Annotated in this window: 20 protein-coding genes and 3 riboswitches; of the genes, 11 read left to right on the top strand and 9 right to left on the bottom strand. The window is 57.1% G+C overall.

Features of this window, described 5'->3' with window-relative positions:
* Positions 1-19: 19 nt before the first annotated feature.
* A complete protein-coding gene (locus ACLTXB_RS11355; protein ID WP_428227056.1) occupies positions 20-376 on the bottom strand; it encodes a hypothetical protein in 357 nt (118 codons plus the stop codon).
* Positions 366-935: a helix-turn-helix domain-containing protein gene (locus ACLTXB_RS11350; protein WP_428227055.1), complete on the bottom strand. Its 570-nt coding sequence runs from the start codon at positions 933-935 to the stop codon at positions 366-368. Before ACLTXB_RS11350 ends, ACLTXB_RS11355 begins: the two co-directional genes overlap by 11 nt.
* A gap of 289 nt (positions 936-1,224) precedes the next feature.
* On the opposite strand from ACLTXB_RS11350, the gene ACLTXB_RS11345 reads away from it, so the two are divergent.
* Genes ACLTXB_RS11345 through ACLTXB_RS11325 form a run of 5 tightly spaced genes read left to right on the top strand, consistent with a single transcriptional unit; the run spans position 1,225 to position 3,418 of the window.
* A complete protein-coding gene (locus ACLTXB_RS11345; RefSeq protein WP_428227054.1) occupies positions 1,225-1,488 on the top strand; it encodes a hypothetical protein in 264 nt (87 codons plus the stop codon).
* Positions 1,481-1,765, top strand: a complete 285-nt coding sequence (locus ACLTXB_RS11340; protein WP_428227053.1) for a hypothetical protein — start codon at positions 1,481-1,483, stop codon at positions 1,763-1,765. The genes ACLTXB_RS11345 and ACLTXB_RS11340 overlap by 8 nt, the downstream gene beginning before the upstream one ends.
* A 19-nt stretch (positions 1,766-1,784) precedes the next feature.
* On the top strand, positions 1,785-2,255 hold the full coding sequence (locus ACLTXB_RS11335) for a Gp49 family protein (RefSeq protein WP_428227052.1): 471 nt from the start codon (positions 1,785-1,787) through the stop codon (positions 2,253-2,255).
* 40 nt (positions 2,256-2,295) lie between these two features.
* Positions 2,296-2,652, top strand: a complete 357-nt coding sequence (locus ACLTXB_RS11330; protein WP_428227051.1) for a hypothetical protein — start codon at positions 2,296-2,298, stop codon at positions 2,650-2,652.
* Complete coding sequence (locus tag ACLTXB_RS11325) at positions 2,645-3,418, top strand: N-acetylmuramoyl-L-alanine amidase (RefSeq protein WP_428227050.1); 774 nt, start codon at positions 2,645-2,647, stop codon at positions 3,416-3,418. Before ACLTXB_RS11330 ends, ACLTXB_RS11325 begins: the two co-directional genes overlap by 8 nt.
* A gap of 52 nt (positions 3,419-3,470) precedes the next feature.
* Here ACLTXB_RS11325 and ACLTXB_RS11320 read toward each other — a convergent pair whose 3' ends face one another.
* The 6 genes from ACLTXB_RS11320 to ACLTXB_RS11295 form a co-directional block, all read right to left on the bottom strand.
* Positions 3,471-4,190, bottom strand: coding sequence for a cation:proton antiporter (locus tag ACLTXB_RS11320; protein WP_428227049.1), 720 nt, complete (start codon positions 4,188-4,190; stop codon positions 3,471-3,473).
* A gap of 142 nt (positions 4,191-4,332) precedes the next feature.
* Positions 4,333-5,085 carry a cyclase family protein gene (locus ACLTXB_RS11315; protein ID WP_428227048.1) on the bottom strand — a complete coding sequence of 251 codons (753 nt, stop codon included), beginning with the start codon at positions 5,083-5,085 and terminating at the stop codon, positions 4,333-4,335.
* A gap of 58 nt (positions 5,086-5,143) precedes the next feature.
* Entirely contained in the window at positions 5,144-6,502 is a 1,359-nt protein-coding gene (gene rlmD, locus ACLTXB_RS11310) for a 23S rRNA (uracil(1939)-C(5))-methyltransferase RlmD (protein ID WP_428227047.1), read from the bottom strand.
* Positions 6,503-6,613: 111 nt separating this feature from the next.
* Positions 6,614-8,857, bottom strand: coding sequence for a formate C-acetyltransferase (pflB, locus tag ACLTXB_RS11305; RefSeq protein WP_235397248.1), 2,244 nt, complete (start codon positions 8,855-8,857; stop codon positions 6,614-6,616).
* Between the two features lie 16 nt (positions 8,858-8,873).
* On the bottom strand, positions 8,874-9,602 hold the full coding sequence (gene pflA, locus ACLTXB_RS11300) for a pyruvate formate-lyase-activating protein (RefSeq protein WP_428227046.1): 729 nt from the start codon (positions 9,600-9,602) through the stop codon (positions 8,874-8,876).
* Positions 9,603-9,670: 68 nt separating this feature from the next.
* Positions 9,671-9,749: riboswitch (ZMP/ZTP riboswitch) on the bottom strand.
* A gap of 77 nt (positions 9,750-9,826) precedes the next feature.
* Complete coding sequence (locus ACLTXB_RS11295; RefSeq protein ID WP_110441202.1) at positions 9,827-11,245, bottom strand: alanine/glycine:cation symporter family protein; 1,419 nt, start codon at positions 11,243-11,245, stop codon at positions 9,827-9,829.
* Positions 11,246-11,348: 103 nt separating this feature from the next.
* A riboswitch (glycine riboswitch) is annotated at positions 11,349-11,436 on the bottom strand.
* A riboswitch (glycine riboswitch) is annotated at positions 11,437-11,523 on the bottom strand.
* Between the two features lie 250 nt (positions 11,524-11,773).
* On the opposite strand from ACLTXB_RS11295, the gene secA reads away from it, so the two are divergent.
* The 6 genes from secA (at position 11,774) to ACLTXB_RS11265 (ending at position 18,266) form a co-directional block, all read left to right on the top strand.
* Positions 11,774-14,530, top strand: coding sequence for a preprotein translocase subunit SecA (gene secA, locus ACLTXB_RS11290; protein ID WP_008980072.1), 2,757 nt, complete (start codon positions 11,774-11,776; stop codon positions 14,528-14,530).
* 180 nt (positions 14,531-14,710) lie between these two features.
* Positions 14,711-15,463 (top strand): threonine/serine exporter family protein, encoded by a 753-nt coding sequence (locus ACLTXB_RS11285; protein ID WP_428227045.1) that lies wholly within the window; start codon positions 14,711-14,713, stop codon positions 15,461-15,463.
* 52 nt (positions 15,464-15,515) lie between these two features.
* A complete protein-coding gene (locus ACLTXB_RS11280) occupies positions 15,516-15,935 on the top strand; it encodes a threonine/serine exporter family protein (protein WP_428227044.1) in 420 nt (139 codons plus the stop codon).
* A gap of 15 nt (positions 15,936-15,950) precedes the next feature.
* Positions 15,951-16,835 (top strand): GDSL-type esterase/lipase family protein, encoded by an 885-nt coding sequence (locus ACLTXB_RS11275; RefSeq protein ID WP_008980075.1) that lies wholly within the window; start codon positions 15,951-15,953, stop codon positions 16,833-16,835.
* Complete coding sequence (locus ACLTXB_RS11270; protein ID WP_008980076.1) at positions 16,832-17,299, top strand: DUF4358 domain-containing protein; 468 nt, start codon at positions 16,832-16,834, stop codon at positions 17,297-17,299. The genes ACLTXB_RS11275 and ACLTXB_RS11270 overlap by 4 nt, the downstream gene beginning before the upstream one ends.
* Before the next feature lie 163 nt (positions 17,300-17,462).
* The gene (locus ACLTXB_RS11265; RefSeq protein ID WP_428227043.1) at positions 17,463-18,266 is read left to right on the top strand and encodes a cell wall hydrolase; all 804 of its coding nucleotides are present in this window, start codon (positions 17,463-17,465) and stop codon (positions 18,264-18,266) included.
* 47 nt (positions 18,267-18,313) lie between these two features.
* On the opposite strand, the gene cgtA is transcribed toward ACLTXB_RS11265, so the two are convergent.
* On the bottom strand, positions 18,314-18,987 hold a 674-nt coding region (gene cgtA / locus ACLTXB_RS11260; RefSeq protein ID WP_428227042.1), incomplete at its 5' end, for an Obg family GTPase CgtA.

The raw sequence follows: 18,987 nt of genomic DNA, 5'->3' as shown, positions 1-18,987 counted from the left end.
TATCCCCGGCCCTTTCTGCTTATTGCCGCCTGTCGCTCAAAAATGCGCCAAGTCCCCAGAAAATAAGCATAGCAGTTAGAAGCGCATACCCTATTCCTGTTGTAAACTTTGTATCGTAGAAAGTAGCTAAGTAAACCCAGATCGGTGCTCCCCAAAAAGTCAGGTATAGGCCAATGCTGAGACAATACTGCTTCAACCGCAGCTCAGCCGGCATAAAAAAGAACTGCCAGGTGGCCGGAATACAGATTAAGACGGCAATAGAAACAGACGCAAACACCGAGAGGCCATCTGATGCGATGTATGAGGAAACTCCGGCCACAACTGCAAATGCGGCAGAAACCACGAGCATGATAAAACGTACCCTCTTATCCTTCAAGTTGCCCATCTCCTTTCTTGGGGCATTTCTTTTTGAGAATAATGCTCTCTATATTCACCTCAATGCAGAACTCGTCACCGTCGTGCAGATTAAGTTGCCTTATGACCCATCGCGGAATATGTATCAAGTCGCTGGAAAATAGGCGGACCGTCTTTGTTTTCAGTGTATCGCGGGTAACTCCTGGTATCAGCCCGTGGTCTATTGCGGCAAAGACCGTGTTCCGTGATTTTGGCAGTCTTTGAAATCTTTCGGGCCTCTCTTCTTGCAGCCAGCGTATCACCTGTTGGACATTAAGACCGTCCTCCAGAATTAAATCGGCCACACATTTTGCAAGTGCCCGGTCCTCAAACATCTGCCCGTCTGATGGAAAATTGTTTTGCCTTTTTGACTTTGCTCCTGCATCGGCCTGGGCACTTTCGGGGTCATATTGTCCGGGTTCACAGCGCTTTAATTCCTGGTATATCGTTTCATGATGCACGCCGATTTCGCGGGCTATGTCCGGAACAGACAAGCCCATGTCAAGAAGTTCTTTGATGCGCAAACGATTTTCGTATGTCAAACGCGGAATATGACCCACCTACCTTCTCTTTTTATATGCCCTGAAAAGTACGACTGCTAAGCAGGCAAATGAAACTGCCAAGATCAGCAGCAAAACGGCGCTTGAAATCATTCCTTTTCGTACACCGAGGGACGCAGCGGATAGGCACAGCGCGGCAATAAAGAAGCAAAGCAAATATAACGTGAGAAAAATGTATTTCACTCTACACACCTTCTTTCAAATTTTTGTTGCTTTCGGGGCGCAATCCTCCCGGCGGTTTGGTATGCTCGGAGAGAAAGGCGGTGACGAAATGAATGAGTGGGAAGTTGTGGGCGTTATCGTTGTACTTCTGGGGCTGATTGCCTCTATCAGCGGCCCGATGATTAAGCTCAACGGGACCCTTACCCGACTAAATACAAAGATGGAGCACTTCACGGAAGGGCTAGAGAAGTTCCAGGGTCGTTACAAGGACCACCTCAAGGAACAGGGCGAGATCAACACCAAGTACCAGAACGAGCTTGACGACCACGAGCATCGCATCACTGTATTGGAGGCGAAAGAGCGGGATGTCTAAAAAGGGGAAACGCGTCTCCGCTCATTCCGTCACCCGCATCCTGTTTGTCACGACGCAGATCGCGGCGCTAGGATGGGTGTCGGTCTCCTATCTGATCGCGGTTTACTCCACCGTTCGGCTGGGGCAGCCGTTCCCAGTGGTGGAGTTATCGGAACAGGCCATCGAAACCATACTGGGGGTAAATGTTCTCAAGGTGGTAGAGAACATCTTTGAGCACAATGACGGCCCGGTGTTCGGGAAAAACAACACAGAGAAGCAGGCCAAACGTGACTGCTGAAAATGAGGAGGTAAAGATTATGGAAGTCTACATCGGGACAAAAATCATTGAAGCGGCCCCGGCGGTCAGAAAGGGCGGGAAGGTCTACGACCTGACGTGGCCCATCCCCCGGAGCATGGAACCGGAGGAGCCTGGATACCGCGTCCGCTACCCGGACGGCTACGAGAGTTGGTCTCCGAAGGATGTGTTTGAACGGGCGTATCTGCCTGTAACCATCAATCCTGATTTGCGAACGGAGGCCCCCAGTATCAGCCAACAGATGGTGGATGATTTCATCCGTGAAACAGAGGTCATTACTATGGGGGGCAAAACCACTGTGGTTCGGGCTATTCTGCGCAATGGTTTTGAAGTCGTAGAAAGTAGCGCCTGCGTCAGCGCCGAGAATTACGACGAGGCTCTTGGTGCAAAAATTTGCATGGAGCATATCAAAGACAAAGTGTGGATGCTGCTTGGGTTCCTGCTCCAGACTGCGATCCACGGCGTGAAATGATAGCTGACGACTGAATGATTATGGACTAAGGAGGCACATCATGGAATTTATCATCGAAAACTGGCCGCTTATCGTGGCTGCGCTGGCGGTCATCGCTGCCGTGGTGGTAGCCGTAGCCCGCTTCGTTGGACTGCCCACGGAAAAGCAGCTTGCAAAGGTCAAGGAGTGGCTGCTGTGGGCCGTTACGGAGGCGGAGAAGGACCTGGGCGGGGGCACAGGAAAGCTCAAGCTGCGGCAGGTCTACGACCTGTTTGTGCAGCGGTTCCCCTGGCTGGCAAAGGCGGTCTCCTTTGAGTTGTTCAGTTCCCTGGTGGACGAGGCCCTGGATGAGATGCGCGAGATGCTGGACAATAACCAGGCGGTAAAGGCTTTTGTGGAGGGGCCATCCAATGAGTAACAGCCCGCTCGTTACACACACAGCGCTATCCCCGAACCATTCCGGCAAGCGCAACCACGCCATTGACACCATCAGCATTCACTGCTTTGTGGGACAGGTGACAGCCAAGCGCGGCTGCGAGGTTTTTCTTCCAAAGGGGAACGCCTCGTGCAATTATGTCGTCGGCTACGACGGAAGCATCGGCCTGTGCGTCGAGGAGAAGGACCGCAGCTGGTGTACCTCCAGCCGGTCAAACGACAATCGGGCTGTGACCATCGAGACGGCCAGCGATAACAAGGACCCCTACGCTGTCACAGATGCAGCGTACAGCGCGCTCCTGGACCTGGTAACGGACATTTGCCGCCGGAACGGGGCCAGGAAGCTGCTGTGGTTCGGAGATAAAGGAAAGACCCTCTCCTACATTCCGAGGGACGGAGAAATGGTTATGACGGTACACCGCTGGTTTGCTAACAAGAGCTGCCCTGGGCCGTACCTCTATGCACGGCATGGGCAGATCGCGGCGGAAGTAACCCGGCGGCTGGGAAAGGATGACGACGAAATGGACCAGGCGACTTTCAACAAGATGATGCAGGAGTATGAGAAAAGCAAGGCCAGGCCGGTGCCGGACAGCACGCCCGCAGACTGGGAAAAGGACGGCGTGGAGTGGGCCAGGGAAAACGGCATTATGGCCGGGAACGGAAATGGGGACCTGATGCTGCACTCTCCGCTGACGCGCGGGCAGTTCTGTGTGATGCTGAAACGGTATCACGAGGAGCTGGGAAAATAATGTCGAAACGGGGCGGGGAAACCGCCCTGTTTCTTTTCTCTGTGCGTCTTTCTTAAATTTTGTATAACATCGAAATAAATTGTAAATCTTTATTACAAGAATAAGCCGAAAACGTGCTACTGTCAAGGCACGGAGGCGGTGCTATGTGAAGACCTAAAATCCAGGCAGACAGCCGACCAAGCAGCAGGCCTCCTGCGGCACCCAAAGCGATCTGCTGGAGCAGCAGAAGAGGAACTGAGATTTCCTGCCTGGTGAGGACAGCTACCGCGACGGAGGTGAGCATATAGGAGATGGGGTCGTTGGAACCAGATTCGAGCTCCAAAAGAGAGTCGGTATGCTCTTTTAGAGCTAACTTTTTAGTGCGCAGGATATTGAACACCGAGGCCGCGTCAGTGGAGGAGATCACCGAGCCTATAAGCAGGCTCTCTGCCCAGGACAGATGGAACACCAAATGGACAAAGACCGCCACACTGCCGGCGGTACAGGCCACGCCCAGGGTGGACAGGACGACGGATTGCACTGCCACCGGGCGGGCAGCAGTCAGATTCGTGCCGAAGCCGCCGTAAAACATAATAAAGATCAGACTGACAGAACAGATGGTGTTGACTGCCGCATAATCGTCAAACTGGATGTGCAGAAGGCCGTTTTCTCCAAAACACATACCCAGGGCAATAAAGACGAGAAGGGAGGGGACGGCTAGTTTTTCCACCCAGCGGTTCATTAGAATACAAATCAGGATAACGGTACCAACCAGAAAAAGAACGTGATCCATTATCTACCTCCTTAAAATGCAATCATATAACTATTATAGCATGGAAACAGGAGAAAAGACGAAAAGATCGTGGAAATACTGTTAAAAAAGTATAAAGAGGAGCGCTTTGCGCTCCTCTTTACAGTGGCAGAAATTGAAATAATCAGGGGGTGACTGCCCAAACCCGGGCGGGCAGACCGGTAGCGCCGGTAATGCGGGGGAAGGACACCATCACCACCGCGCCGGCAGGGGCTACCTGATCCAGATTGTACAGCAGCTCCACCTGTACCTTGCCATGGCTGAGCACATACCGCTCGCAGGCCAGGTCGCCGGCCTGAGCAGCCAGGGCGGAGGCGTCGGTGTCAATGGTTTCATGGCCGTTGGCAGCGGCGGAGCGGGTCTCATAGATATACTTCAGGGCATCCCTGGACCAACCGGGGGTGTGCTCGCCGCCCTCGGCGTCAAAGTTGGACAGGGCATCCATGCTGGGCCAGCGCTTGCTCCAGTCAGTGCGCAGGGCCACAAAAGCGCCCTCGGGGATGGGACTGTACTTGGTCTCATAGTCCAGAATATCCTGGACAGTTACCGCATAGTGCACATCCTGGGCCACCTTGTCGGACACGTCAATGACGCACAGAGGGAAGACCAGCTGCTCCACGCCGTAGGCCTCGGAGGAGACGCCTTCTTTGTCAAAGTGGCTGGGGAAGTCGATGTGGGTGCCGAACTGACCGGGGAAGCAGAAGGTCTGGATGAGACAATCCAGCATGGGGTTGCCCCAGTCATACACGGTCTTGCACAGCTCCACCGAGCCCTCGGGAATTCCAGCCCAGAAGGGACTGTCGTTGTCCAGGGGGTGAGAGAGCTCTACCCACTTGTACTCTTTGGCCCGCTTCAGGCCTTCCCAAAGTTCGTACATAAACAACACTCCTTTATATATAATGGAAATAGGATAAACAAAGGACATCGGTCCGGGATCAGTTTGCCCGGACCAGGAGCAGGACTGTCTCCACGTGAGCGGTGCGGGGGAAGAGGTCCACGGCCTGGACCTTGACTGCCCGGTAGCCCAGCTCCTCCAGACGCTTGGCGTCCCGGGCCAGAGTGGCCGGGTCGCAGGAGACATAGACGATACGTTCCGGGGCCATGGAGGCCAAAATGGCGGGTACCTCCGGTGCTAATCCCTTCCGGGGTGGGTCCACGCAGATGACTTGGGGACGCACACCCTCCCGGGCAAGCTGAGCGGCCACTGATCCCGCGTCGCCGCAGAAAAAACGGGTATTATTCACCTTGTTGCGTGCAGCATTGGCCTTAGCGTCCTCAATGGCCTGGGGGACGATCTCAGCCCCAATGACCTGCCCCGTCGTCTGGGCCAAAGCCAGAGAGATGGTGCCGATGCCGCAGTACAGGTCCAGCACGGTCTCTTGTCCAGTGAGGGAGGCAAAATCCACCGCCTGGGCATAGAGCCGCTGAGTCTGAGCCCAGTTGATCTGGAAAAAGGAGGGGACGGACAGCCGGAAGGTCATACCGCACAGGGTCTCCTCCAGGAAATCCTGGCCCCACAAAGTGCGGTACTCAGGACCTAAAATTACGTTGGTATCCGCCTGATTGATGTTGAGAACCAGACCGATGAGTCCCGGTTCCACTTTGCACAGAGCCTCCACCAATTCGGAAACCTGGGGCAGCTTTTTCCCGTTGGCAACCACACAGCACAAAGACTGTCCCGCCTGGTTGGTGCGCACATAGAGGTGACGGATCAGTCCCTGACAGGTGCTCTCGTCATAGGCAGGCACCGACCACTGTTCCATCCAGGCCTTGAAGGCCTCTCGCAGCCGGGTCACCGCCAGAGGCTGGAGGGGGCAGTCCTTCACATCCAGCACGTCATGGCTCCGGGGACGGAAGTAGCCGATGGACAGGCCCTGCTTTCCCTGGGCCACGGGCAGCTGCACCTTGTTGCGGTAGCGCAGGGAATCTTCCGCCCCAAGCACCGGAGGCAGCTCCAAATCCAGGCCGCCCAGCCGCCGCAGGGCGTCATTGACCCGGTCCCACTTGGCCGTCAGCTCCTCCTCGTAGGTCATGTGACGGTATTGGCAGCCGCCGCACTTGCCGCTGATGGGGCAGTCGGGCTCCACACGAGCGGGAGAGGGGGTGAGCAACTCCACGCCACGGCCCCAGGCGATGTTCTTTTGTACCTTTAACAGCTGAACCTTCCAGTCCTCTCCCCGGATGGTGCCGGGAATAAAGACCACCCGGCCATCCAGCCGGGCCACACCGAAGCCCTGGGCGGTGTAGCTGTCGATGTGCAGATCATGCAGTGAATTTTTCTTCCAGTCGGCCATGAGGCGCCTCCCACATGTTTGTTTTCCCCCATCATACCATGTCTGCCCCCGCTGCGTAAAGATAAAAAAACCCGCCGGTTTTGCACCGGCGGGGCAGAAGGTGTGGAAAAATCACATGGCGCTGTGGAAGGTGCGCTGGATGACTTCCAGCTGCTGCTCCCGGCTGAGGCGGTTGAAGTTCACCGCATAGCCGGAGACACGGATGGTGAGGCTGGGATACTTCTCGGGGTGATCCATGGCGTCCAGCAGAGTTTCCCGGTGCAGGACGTTCACGTTCAGGTGGTGGGCGCCCTGGACAAAGTAGCCGTCCAGGATAGCCACCAGGTTGGCCCGGCGCTGGTCCTCGTCCTTGCCCAGGGCCTCGGGGACGATGGAGAAGGTATTGGACACGCCGTCCTGACACACGGCCCGGTAGGGAATCTTGGCCACCGAGTTGAGGGAGGCCAGAGCGCCGTTTACGTCACGGCCGTGCATGGGGTTGGCGCCGGGGGCAAAGGGCTCGCCTGCCTTGCGGCCGTCGGGGGTGGCGCCGGTCTTTTTGCCGTACATCACGTTGGAGGTGATGGTGAGGGCGGAGAGGGTGTGGATGGCATTGCGGTAAAGGGGGTGCTTTTTCAGCTCAGCGGAGAAGTAGGAGACGATCTCCACGGCGATATCGTCCACCCGGTCGTCGTCGTTGCCGTACTTGGGGAAGTCACCTTCAATGGCGAAGTCCACAGCTACGCCCTGTTCGTTGCGGATGGGGCGCACCTTGGCAAACTTGATGGCAGACAGGGAGTCGGCGGCGATGGACAGGCCGGCCACGCCGAAGGCGGCCAGCCGCTCTACCAGAGTGTCATGAAGAGCCATCTGGCTGCTCTCGTAGGCGTACTTGTCGTGCATATAGTGGATGATGTTGATGGTGTCCACGTAGAGCTCAGCCACATAGGCCAGTACCTTTTTATAATTGGCCAGCACCTTGGGATAGTCCAGCACTTCGTCCATGTCGTGCTCGATGCCGGGGACGATGACGCCGCCCTTCTTCTCATCCACGCCGCCGTTGATGGCGTACAGCAGACTCTTGGCCAGGTTGGCCCGGGCGCCGAAGAACTGCATCTGCTTGCCCACCGCCATGGCGGACACACAGCAGGCGATGCAGTAGTCGTCGCCGTACATGGGGCGCATCAGCTCGTCGCTCTCGTACTGGATGGAGTCGGTGGCAATACTCATCTTGGAGCAGTAGTCCTTAAAGCCCTGAGGCAGGTCCTTGCTCCACAGAACGGTGAGGTTGGGCTCGGGGGCAGTGCCCAGGTTGGTAAGGGTGTGGAGCATCCGGAAGGAGTTCTTGGTGACCAGGGTTCGGCCGTCAATGCCCATGCCGCCGATGGACTCGGTGACCCAGGTGGGGTCGCCGCCGAAGAGCTCGTTATACTCGGGGGTGCGCAGGTGACGCACCAGGCGCAGCTTGATGACAAACTGGTCGATGAGCTCCTGGGCGCCCTGCTCGTCCAGCAGACCGTTGTCCAGGTCGCGCTGGATGTAGATATCCAAGAAGGTGGACACACGGCCCAAGGAGGTGGCGGCGCCGTTATTTTCCTTGATACCGGCCAGGTAGGCCATGTACAGGTTCTGCACCGCCTCATGGGCGTTTTCGGCGGGGCGGGTGATGTCGCAGCCGTACTTGGCGGCCATGGAGGCCATCTCACGAAGAGCGCGGATCTGCATCTGGACCTCTTCGCGCAGGCGGATGCGCTCGTCGGTCATGGGGCCGTCCAGCATGTCCAGATCCTTCTGCTTCTCTTCAATAAGGAAGTCGGTGCCGTACAGGGGGACGCGGCGGTAGTCGCCCACGATGCGGCCGCGGCCATAGGCGTCGGGCAGGCCGGTGAGCAGACCGGCGTGGCGGGCGTCCCGGGTACGCTTGGGATAGGCGTCAAAGACGCCCTCGTTATGGGTCTTGCGGTAGAGGCGGAAGTGGCGCTCGATCTCCGGGTCCAGATGGTAGCCGTACTGCTCCAGGGCGGAGACGGCGTTGCGAATGCCGCCGAAGGGGTTGACGATGCGCTTGAGGGGGGCGTCGGTCTGAAGGCCCACGACGACCTCGTTGTCCTTGTCAATGTAGCCGGGGGCAAAGTTGTCGATGCCGGAGACAGCGTGGGTCTCTACATCGATGATGCCCTTCTTGATCTCCTCCAGAATGAGGGCCTCTGCCTTCTCCCAGACCTTGGCGGTCTTGGGGGAGATGGGGGCCAGGAAGTCATCCCCTCCCTGATAGGGGGTGTAGTTTTTCTGAATGAAATTGCGCACATTCACCAGGTGGCGCCATTCGCCGGTGCGAAATCCCTTCCAAGCGGTGCAGTTGACGTCGATGCTCATAGCTCCCATTCCTTTCTTAGTTGTCTGTGTTCCGGCAGCAGGCTTCATTGAGCTGCCGGTTCCAAGGTTCCAGTACTGTCTTGTCCATCGGCGGTACCCCTTCCAACGGATAGGGGATGCCAAGCGTTTGATACTTGTGAACGCCCAGGGTGTGGTAGGGGAGGAGTTCCACCTTTTCCACCCGGGGCAGGGTGGCGATGTACTTGCCCAGGGAGGTGAGATGCTCCCGGCTGTCGGTGAGGCCTGGGACCACCACGTGGCGCACCCACATGGGGACGTTTGCCTTCCGGACCGCCTCCACAAAGGCCGGGGTGGGGTCCAACTCCCGGCCGGTGATCTTCCGGTAACCCTCTCTTTGATGGTGCTTTACGTCGTAGAGCACCAGGTCGGTGTGTTTGAGAATGTCCTCGTAGTCACCTTGGCCTACGCCGCAGGTGTCGATGCAGGTGTGTACCCCCTCTGCTTTGAGCAGCTTCAGACACGCCAGCAGAAAGTCAGACTGTCCGAGGGGCTCACCACCGGAGAAGGTAACGCCTCCGCCGGAAGATTCAAAATAAGGCCGGAAGCGGAGCAGCCGTTTGACCAGGGCCTCGGGCGTAGTCTCCTGTCCGCCGGAGAAGGTTTGAGTGTCCGGATTGTGGCAGTAGAGGCAGCGGAGAGGGCAGCCCTGAAGAAAGACCACTGCCCGTACACCGGGGCCGTCCACCAGTCCCATACTCTCCAGCGAATGAATGAATCCAGTCATGAAAAATACTTCCTTTCCGCCCTGAATAGGCAAAAAAGGGCGCAAAAAAGCCGCCCTTCCGGGCCACTTTTCGGCGCCCAGACGGTCGGCATCATGACGATCATACTCCCTGTGGTCTCCCCACTTCCGTCAGTCATATGATCCGCCCTCAGGATAACAAAAGACCGCCGACCCTGTCAAGGGGACGGCGGTCTTTTTCATGTTTTCATAAAAACTGCACAAAATTATTTGGAAGCCTTTTTGCTCATGTGACAAATCTTTACCACCACGCCGGACAAGGCAAACAGGGCGATGGCGTTGGGGATGACCATGAGGTTGTTGAACATGTCGGTGAGCTCCCACACCAGGTCATTGGACATGAGGGTGCCCAGGAAGATAAAGACCAGAGCGATGACGGAATAGACGGGAGCGGCCTTCTTGCCGAAGAGGTAGATGATGTTGATCTTGCCGAACATGTTCCAGCTCAGCACCGTGGAGAAGGCGAAGAAGAACAGACAAACGGCCACGAACATGGCGCCGGCCTGGGTGCCGAACACGGTGCCAAAGGCGGTCTGGGCCAGGTTGGTCTTGTTGATGACCTGGGAAACCTCCTCGGTGTAGCCCTGGGCCAGAATGCCGCCGGGGGTATACAGAGTGGAGATGACTACCAGAGCATTGAGGGTCAGCACGATAAAGGTGTCGATGAACACGCTGACCATAGCTACCACGCCCTGGTCGTGGGGATCCTTCACGTTGGCCTGAGCGTGAGCGTGGGGGGTGGAACCCATGCCGGCCTCGTTGGAAAAGAGGCCGCGCTTGGCGCCCTGGCTGATGGCTTCCTTCAGCGCGTAACCGAAGCCGCCGCCGATGATGGCCTGGGGCTCAAAGGCATACTGGAAGATCATAGCGAAGGTGGCGGGGATATACTGGATGCGGATGACCAGTACGGCCAGCGCGCCCAGCAGGAAGATAGCGGCCATGATAGGGACGATCTTCTCGGTGACAGCGGCCAGACGCTGCACGCCGCCCACAAAGATGAAGCCGCAGATGATGACCAGCACCACGCCCACGATCCAGGAGGGAACGCCGAAGGCGGTCTGGAAGGTGGAGCCGATGGAGTTGGACTGGACCATACAGCCCATAAAGCCCAGAGCCAGAATGATAGCTACCGCAAAGAAAGCGGCCAGGAACTTACCAAAAGCACCCTTAAAGGCAGTGGTGATATAGTAAACGGGGCCGCCGTGGAAGTCGCCGTTCTCATCGGTGATGCGGGTCTTGATGGCCAGAGTAGCCTCGGCGTAGATGGTGGCCATGCCGAAGAAGGCGATGATCCACATCCAGAAGATGGCGCCGGGACCGCCGGCCAGAATGGCGCCGGAGCCGCCTACGATGTTGCCGGTGCCCACCTGAGCGGCGATGGCAGTGGCCAGAGCCTGGAAGGAACTCATACCCTGCTCCTGCCGTCCGCCGCGCAAAGACACATTTCCGAATACCTTCTTCATGCCCTCGCCGAAGCAGCGTACCTGAACAAAGCGGGTGCGGATGGAATAGAAAAGACCCACGCCGATGAGCAGGAAGACCAGAATATAGCTGGACAGGTAGGTGTTGATATTGACCACGATAGGATAAAGTGCGGCCTCTAAGGATTGCAGTGCTTCAGACATCGTTTTCTCCCCCTAAAATATCCAGAACAAAAAAGACCGTGGAAGCTTCCACGGTCTATGATGGGGCGAAAACAGACCCACGCCGAAAAAACGGCGGGGCGGTTTGTTCGTCTCTGTCCTTTTGCCTGAGAGATTGGCGGGGATCCCCGCTTTGCACCTTCGGCACTCGTGGTCGAGCTTCTCCAGAGTCACATCCACGCACAGTCCTCGTCCCAACAGGGACACCTGAGAGTGTTACTCCTTCGGCAGGCCGACGGCCATTTTCCTGGGCGCTTCGTTTGTCCTGTTCAATTGTGAATCTAACCATACCACAGGCGCTACAAACTGTCAACCCCTGGCGTACATTTATGTGCATGTGGTGGATATTTGAGGGCGGGATAGAAAGAAATTGGAGATTCTGTGAGGGAAAGTTTACAATTTGCTCTTTTTTCCGCCGAAGGCTTGTGGTATACTAAGACGATAATATGCCCGGATGGCTTTCCCGGGCGGAGCGATTCTACGAGTAACAACAACGAGGTGTGATCGAATATGAGTTTCCTGAAGAAAATTTTCGGCACCAGTTCTCAGCGGGAGGTCAAGGCGATTATGCCGCTGGTGGAGAAGATCGAGGCCCTGGAGGATGAGTACAAAGCGCTCAGCGACCAGCAGCTCCAGGCCAAGACCCCGGAGTTCCAGCAGCGTCTGAAGGACGGCGAGACCCTGGACGATATCCTGCCTGAGGCCTTTGCTGCCTGCCGTGAGGCCGCCTGGCGTGTGCTGGGCATGCGTCCCTACCGGGTACAGCTCATCGGTGGTATCATCCTGCACCAGGGCCGTATCGCTGAGATGAAGACCGGTGAAGGTAAGACCCTGGTGGCTACCCTGCCTGCCTACCTCAACGCACTGGCCGGCAAGGGCGTGCACATTGTCACCGTCAACGATTACCTGGCCAAGCGCGACAGCGAGTGGATGGGTAAGGTCTACCGCTTCATGGGTCTGACCGTGGGTCTGGTCATCCACGGAGTCATGGGCCAGGATAAGAAGGCGGCCTACGACGCCGACATCACCTACGGTACCAACAACGAGTTTGGCTTTGACTATCTGCGTGATAACATGGCCATCTACTCCCAGGAGCTGGTACAGCGTGGCCACTACTTTGCCATCGTGGACGAGGTGGACTCCATCCTCATCGACGAGGCCCGTACCCCTCTGATTATTTCCGGCCAGGGCGAGAAGTCCACCCAGCTCTACACCGTGGTGGACCAGTTTGTCTCCAAGCTCACCTGCCAGCGCATTGCCAAGGTGGATGACAAGGAGGAAGAGGACGTCAACATCGATGCGGACTATATCGTGGACGAGAAGGCCCGCACCGCTACCCTCACCGCCCGGGGCATCAAGAAGGCCGAGGAAGCCTTCAACATTGAGAACCTGGCCGACCCCGAGAATACCACCCTGTCCCACCACATTAACCAGGCCATCAAGGCCCGCGGCGTGATGAAGCGGGACATCGACTACGTGGTGAAGGACGGACAGGTCATCATCGTGGACGAGTTCACCGGCCGTCTGATGTTCGGCCGTCGGTATAACGAGGGCCTGCACCAGGCCATCGAGGCCAAGGAGCACGTGGAAGTGGCCAACGAGTCCAAGACCCTGGCCACCATCACCTTCCAGAACTACTTCCGTCTCTACGACAAGCTCTCCGGTATGACCGGTACCGCTATGACCGAGGAGGAAGAGTTCGGCACCATCTATGAGCTGGACATCGTGGAGATCCCCACCAACAAGCCCGTGCAGCGTGTCGACCACCACGACGTGGTGTACAAGACCGAGGCCGGTAAGCTGCGTGCGGTGGTCAGCCAGATCGAGGAGTGCCATGAGAAGGGCCAGCCTGTTCTGGTAGGTACCGTGTCCATTGAGAAGTCGGAGGAGCTGTCCGACATGCTCAAGCGCCGCGGCATCAAGCACAACGTCCTGAATGCCAAGAACCACGAGAAGGAAGCTGAGATCGTGGCCCAGGCCGGTAAGCTGGGCGCGGTCACCGTGGCCACCAACATGGCCGGCCGTGGTACCGATATCATGCTGGGCGGTAACGCCGAGTATCTGGCCAAGGCCGACCTGCGTAAGGCGGGTATGTCCGACGAGCTCATCGCCGAGGCCACCGGCTACGCCGAGACCGACAACCAGGAGATCCTGGATGCCCGGAAGATGTTTGCCGACGCCGAGGCTAAGTATAAGGACGAGATCAAGGAAGAGGCGGAGAAGGTACGTGAGGTCGGCGGCCTGTTTATCCTGGGCACCGAGCGCCACGAGTCCCGCCGTATCGATAACCAGCTGCGCGGCCGTGCCGGCCGTCAGGGCGACCCCGGCGAGAGCCGCTTCTACCTGTCCCTGGAGGACGACATCATGCGTCTGTTCGGCTCTGAGCGGGTCATGGGCATGATGGAGAAGCTGGGCGTAGACGAGGATACCCCCATTGAGCAGAAGATGCTCAGCAACGCCATTGAGAACGCCCAGAAGCAGGTGGAGTCCCGTAACTTCCAGACCCGTAAGAACGTGCTGCAGTACGACGACGTCATGAACACCCAGCGTGAGGTCATCTACAAGCAGCGCCGCCAGGTGCTGGATGGTGAGGACCTGCAGGGTTCCATCCAGAATATGATCCACACCATGGTGGAGAACGCCATCCAGGGCCATATGGGCGAGCAGAAGCACATGGATGCCGAGTCTTTCCGGGAGGCTACCGCTCTGTTCCACACCATGTTCCTCCAGCCCGGCGAGCTTGCTCTTACCGATGAGGAACTGCAGAAGTACAACGAGCAGCAGCTGGTGGAGCTGGTGGAGAACCGTGCCAAGGAGGTCTATGCCGCCAAGGAGCAGGAGATCGGCTCTCCCCTCATGCGGGAGCTGGAGCGGGTGCTCATGCTGCGGGTGGTTGACGAGTACTGGATGGATCAGATCGATTCTATGAACGACCTCAAGCAGGGCATCGGACTGCGGGCCTACGCCCAGACTGATCCCGTGGTGGCCTACAAGAAGGAAGGCTACGAGATGTTCGAGCAGATGGTGGCCGCCATTCAGGAGGAGACCCTGCGCCGTCTGTTCTTGGTGCGTCTGCGCAAGAACGAGGAGGTCAAGCGTGAGCGCGTGGCCAAGATCACCGGCGAGTCCGGCGCCAGCGACGGCACCGTCCGCAAGCAGCCTCAGCGCAAGGCCATCAAGATTGGCCGCAACGATCCCTGTCCCTGTGGTTCCGGCCTGAAGTGGAAGAAGTGCACCTGCACCCAGTTCCACCCGGAGCAGAAGTAAGAACCTGAAAATTAAAAAATATTTTGCGGCGAGAGGAAACCTTTTCTCCTCTCGCCGCGTCTTTTTATAATGTGAGATCGAAATCTCCAGAAAGAAGGGGAAAGGAGAAAATTTTTGTAATAAAATTGTGACTTGTTATTTTCCTGAAACATGGTATTCTGTTTCAGGGAGGCGGATGGAATGGAGTATGACGACCTGCTGAATATGGGAACGGAATTGGGCTATCAGCTGATGTTCAGCGGTGCGGAAATCTACCGTGTGGAAGAGTCGGTATACCGTCTGCTTACTGCCTATGGGCTGCAGCCCCAGGTGTTTGCCATTCCAAATTGCCTGATCGTAAGTTTAAATACCCCTCAGGGCCATCCCATTACCCAGATGCGCCGGATTCCCTCCCATGGAACCGACATTGAGCTGTTGGAGCGGTGCAATGATCTGTGCCGCCGCCTGTGCCGGGAAGTTCCCCCGGTAAAGCAGGCCAAGGAGCTGGTGGACGGTCTGAGCCAAAATAAAAGGCAATATTCCACCCCAGTGCTTCTTCTGGGCTATGTGGTGGCCGCCGGATTTTTTGCTGCCTTCTTCAACGGCGGCGTTTTGGATGCGGTCAGCGCAGGAATTTGCGGCTTGGGCGTTGGATTCTGGATGCTGTATCTGGGAGGGAAGATGGGCTTTAACGGCTTTTTCCAGACCCTCATCGGCGCAGCCATCGCATCACTGCTGGCGCTGCTGCTTACCAGGATCGGCGTGGGAGAGAACGTGGACGCCATTACCATTGGAACATTGATGGTACTGGTACCCGGTATGGCGCTGACCAATGCCATGCGGGAGATCATGGCCGGAGATATTATTTCCGGCGTGAACCGTACGGCAGAGGCCATCCTGACTGCTGCGGCCATCTCTCTGGGCGTGGTGATCTCTCTGGCGATTGGAATGTGAGGGGGATGCCATGGAAGTGATACAAGAACTGCTTTTACCCTGCCTGTGGGGTATGATAGCCTGTGTAGGTTTTGGATTGGTGTTCAATATCCAGGGCGGAGGCATTTTAATCTGTGGTCTGGGCGGAGCGCTGGGCTGGTTTGTCTATCTGATTGCTCAGCGCCTGCTGGGAGGCGATATTTTACCGGCCTTTCTGGCTGCGGTGTGCATTGCCATCTACTCGGAACTGATGGCCCGGGTGCGCCGTTGTCCGGTAACCGGGTATCTCCAGGTGGCGCTTTTGCCGCTGGTACCCGGAGCGGGCATCTATAACGCCATGCGCTACTGTGTGGCTGGAGAGACCGATCAATTTATTTCCACGATGCTGCATACCTTTGGGATGGCAGCATCTCTGGCTGTGGGAGCTATGCTTGCTTCCACGGTACTGCGAACTTTACTGCCGCGATTGAGCAGAGAAAAGAAGAAACATTAAAAAGAGGGCTTAACTATGCATTTTTTCTATGATAACCGCCGGCTGCTGGCCGGTGTTCTCCTGAGCGCTGCACTGCTTTCCGGATGCGCTCCCAAAAATAATTCCCAGGGCTCTGACCAGTCGTCGGCAGACGTGTCCACCTCAGAAAATAACCCCGGCGGCGATGTGAGCCAGCCTGACGGCTCCAGCGTGACCGCCAATGGTTCTGCCTCTCTGCCGGAGGACGGCAGCCAGCAGGCCGCATACGACTTTTCCAAACCCTGTCCGGAGAGCCCGGCGGTGGACAACAGCTACTTTGCCGACGCTGCCTTTATCGGTGACTCCCGTACCGAGGGCCTGATGCTGTACAGCGGCATTGGAGAGGTGGATAAGTACACCTCCATCGGCATCTCCATCTTCAAGCTGGAGAGCAAGAAGGCCATCACCATCGACGGAGTGGATTACACTCTGGTGGAGGCGCTGGCCCAGAAGCAGTACAACAAGGTCTATATCTGCCTAGGAGTCAATGAGCTGGGCTATTTCAACGACCAGGGCTTCTATGACTCCTATTGCCAGGTGATTGATGATATCAAGGCCAGTCAGCCAAATGCGGTCATCTACATCCAGAACCTGATCCCCCTCAACGAGGACACCATTGCTGCCCGGGGGGGATCGGAATATTTGACCAATGAGCACCTGCGGGTTTATAATGAACTGACCCAGAAGGTGGCCCAGGAGAAGCAGGTCGTCTACCTGGATCTGTACTCGGCCTTTGTGGGCGAGGACGGACAGCTGCCTGCAGATGCCAGCACCGACGGCGTCCATCTCAGCGGCGCGTACTATAAGGCCTGGCTGGAGTACTTAAAGACACATACGGTCTCTTATGAGACTCTGTACCCAGAAGGAGGAGCAGCGGAATGAAAAAGATCTTGGGCGTGGTAATTGCCTTGGTATGTCTTATGTCTTTGATATCCTGCGGCGGGAAGCAGACCACAGCCGCTTACACCAAGGAGCAGGCCCAGAAGCTTTTGGATGGATCTGTATTCAGTGAGCAGTTGGAGGACCTGGATCTGGACACGGCCTGGTCCCTGTACCAGCTGGAGGGAGCCGGGGTGAGCCGGGATCAGCTCACCGACGGAGTGGTACACCGCTCCTCCGGCGGTACCTGTGAGGAGCTGGCTCTGCTGATTTTCCAGGACGAGGAGTCCGCTAAGAACGCCAAGACCGCGATGGAGAGCTATCTCCAGAGTGAGATCGAGGAGAACAAGAACTACCGTCCCGCAGAGATTCCCAAGCTGGAGGATGCCTTCCTGCAGCAGGCGGGCAACACGGTGCTGATGGTGGTATCCACCGATACCCAAGCTGTCAAAGACCTTTTGGGTTGATTATGAACAAGAACAGAGGAGGCCGCATATGCGGCCTCCTCTGTTTTCTTGTCAGGAAATCTTTTGATGCCCTATATGAGGATGACAGGATTTACAGCTTGATGGAAAATAGAAAATCCGGTACAATTTCAGAGTAAAACCAGCTAAAAAGGAGCAAAATATCATGAAATTGAACTGGAAGCGAGGCGCAGCCGGAATTCTGGCCGCCCTTGCTCTGATACCCGGAGCTCAGGCCGCCGGGGGAAATGTAAAGCTCAACGGTACCACGCTGAGCCAGCAAGAGGCCTGGATTGAACATGGAACCAGCTATATCACCCTGGCTGCCTTTGCCCGGGAGACGGGCCGTACCCTGAGCTGGGATGGCAAGCAAGCCATCCTGGAGGGGAATGGACTGGAATTGACAGCGGCTCCCGGAGCCATCTACATCCTCTCCAACGACCGCGGTCTATATGTGGCTGAGGGAGTGCGGGTGGTGGACGGACGCACCGTCTTTTCTCTGCGCCTGCTCTCCCAGGTAACAGGGGGAAAGCTGAGCTGGGACGCTGCCAGCGGCACTGCTCAGCTGGATACCCGTGGGACGGTCCCTGCCCAGGCCGACTATGACGATGAGGACCTGTATTGGATGTCCCGTATTATCTCGGCAGAGAGCCGGGGAGAGCCTCTGCTGGGGCAGATCGCCGTGGGCAATGTGGTACTTAATCGAGTGGCAGATAAACAGTTTCCCAACACGGTCAAAGAGGTGATCTTTGATGATAAGTATGCCATTCAGTTTGAGCCGGTAGAAAACGGTACGGTCTATGATGAGCCCACTGACTCGGCGGTGTTGGCGGCCAAAATCAGCCTGGAGGGGGCAGACGTTATTGGTTCGGCGCTGTATTTCTATGCTCCGGCCCTTTCTCCGGTGAACTGGATCAACCAGAACCGCCCCTTTTATATGACCATCGGCTGCCACGATTTCCACCTGTAACAGCAAAACGCGGTGCATACCACAGGTATGCACCGCGTTTGAGCTTATCAGCGCTGATATTCAAATTCCAAGTCGTACATGGACACGATATCCCCGTCCTGGATGCCCATGGCCTCCAGCCGGTCAAACAGACCGGACTGGCGCAGGTTCTTATCAAACCAGTTGCGGGACTCGTAGTCGGAGAAGTTGACGTTGGAGATGAGCCGCTGCAGCCACGGTCCCTCCACCACCCAGGTGTCGTCGAACTTTTCGATGGAGACCTCGCCGCTGGTATCCACCTCGGGGGGACGCTCCACATAGGTGGGCTCGTACACCGCCACAGGGGGCAGGTGCTGCAGTTCCTCGGCTGCCTTCTTCATCAGTTCACGGGTGCCCATATGGGCGGCAGCGGAGATCTCAAAGAGCTCCATACCCTTGGCATTGACATGCTCCCGCAGGCGCTCCAGCAGTTCCGGGTCCTGCATGATGTCCACCTTGTTGGCGGCCACGATCATCTTCCGGGAGGCCAGGGTGGGGGAGTACTCGGCCAACTCGGCATTGATGGCCTCAAAGTCCTCCACCGGGTCACGGCCCTCGCTGCCCGACACATCCACCACGTGGATGAGCAGACGGCAGCGGTCAATGTGACGCAGGAAGTCATGGCCCAGACCGGCGCCCTGAGCGGCACCCTCGATGATGCCGGGGATGTCAGCCATGACAAAGGAGACGCCTTCCTCCACAT

Source organism: Flintibacter sp. (assembly GCF_046973065.1).
Note: the sequence above shows the minus strand (reverse complement) of the source record. Positions and strands in the feature narration are given on the sequence as shown.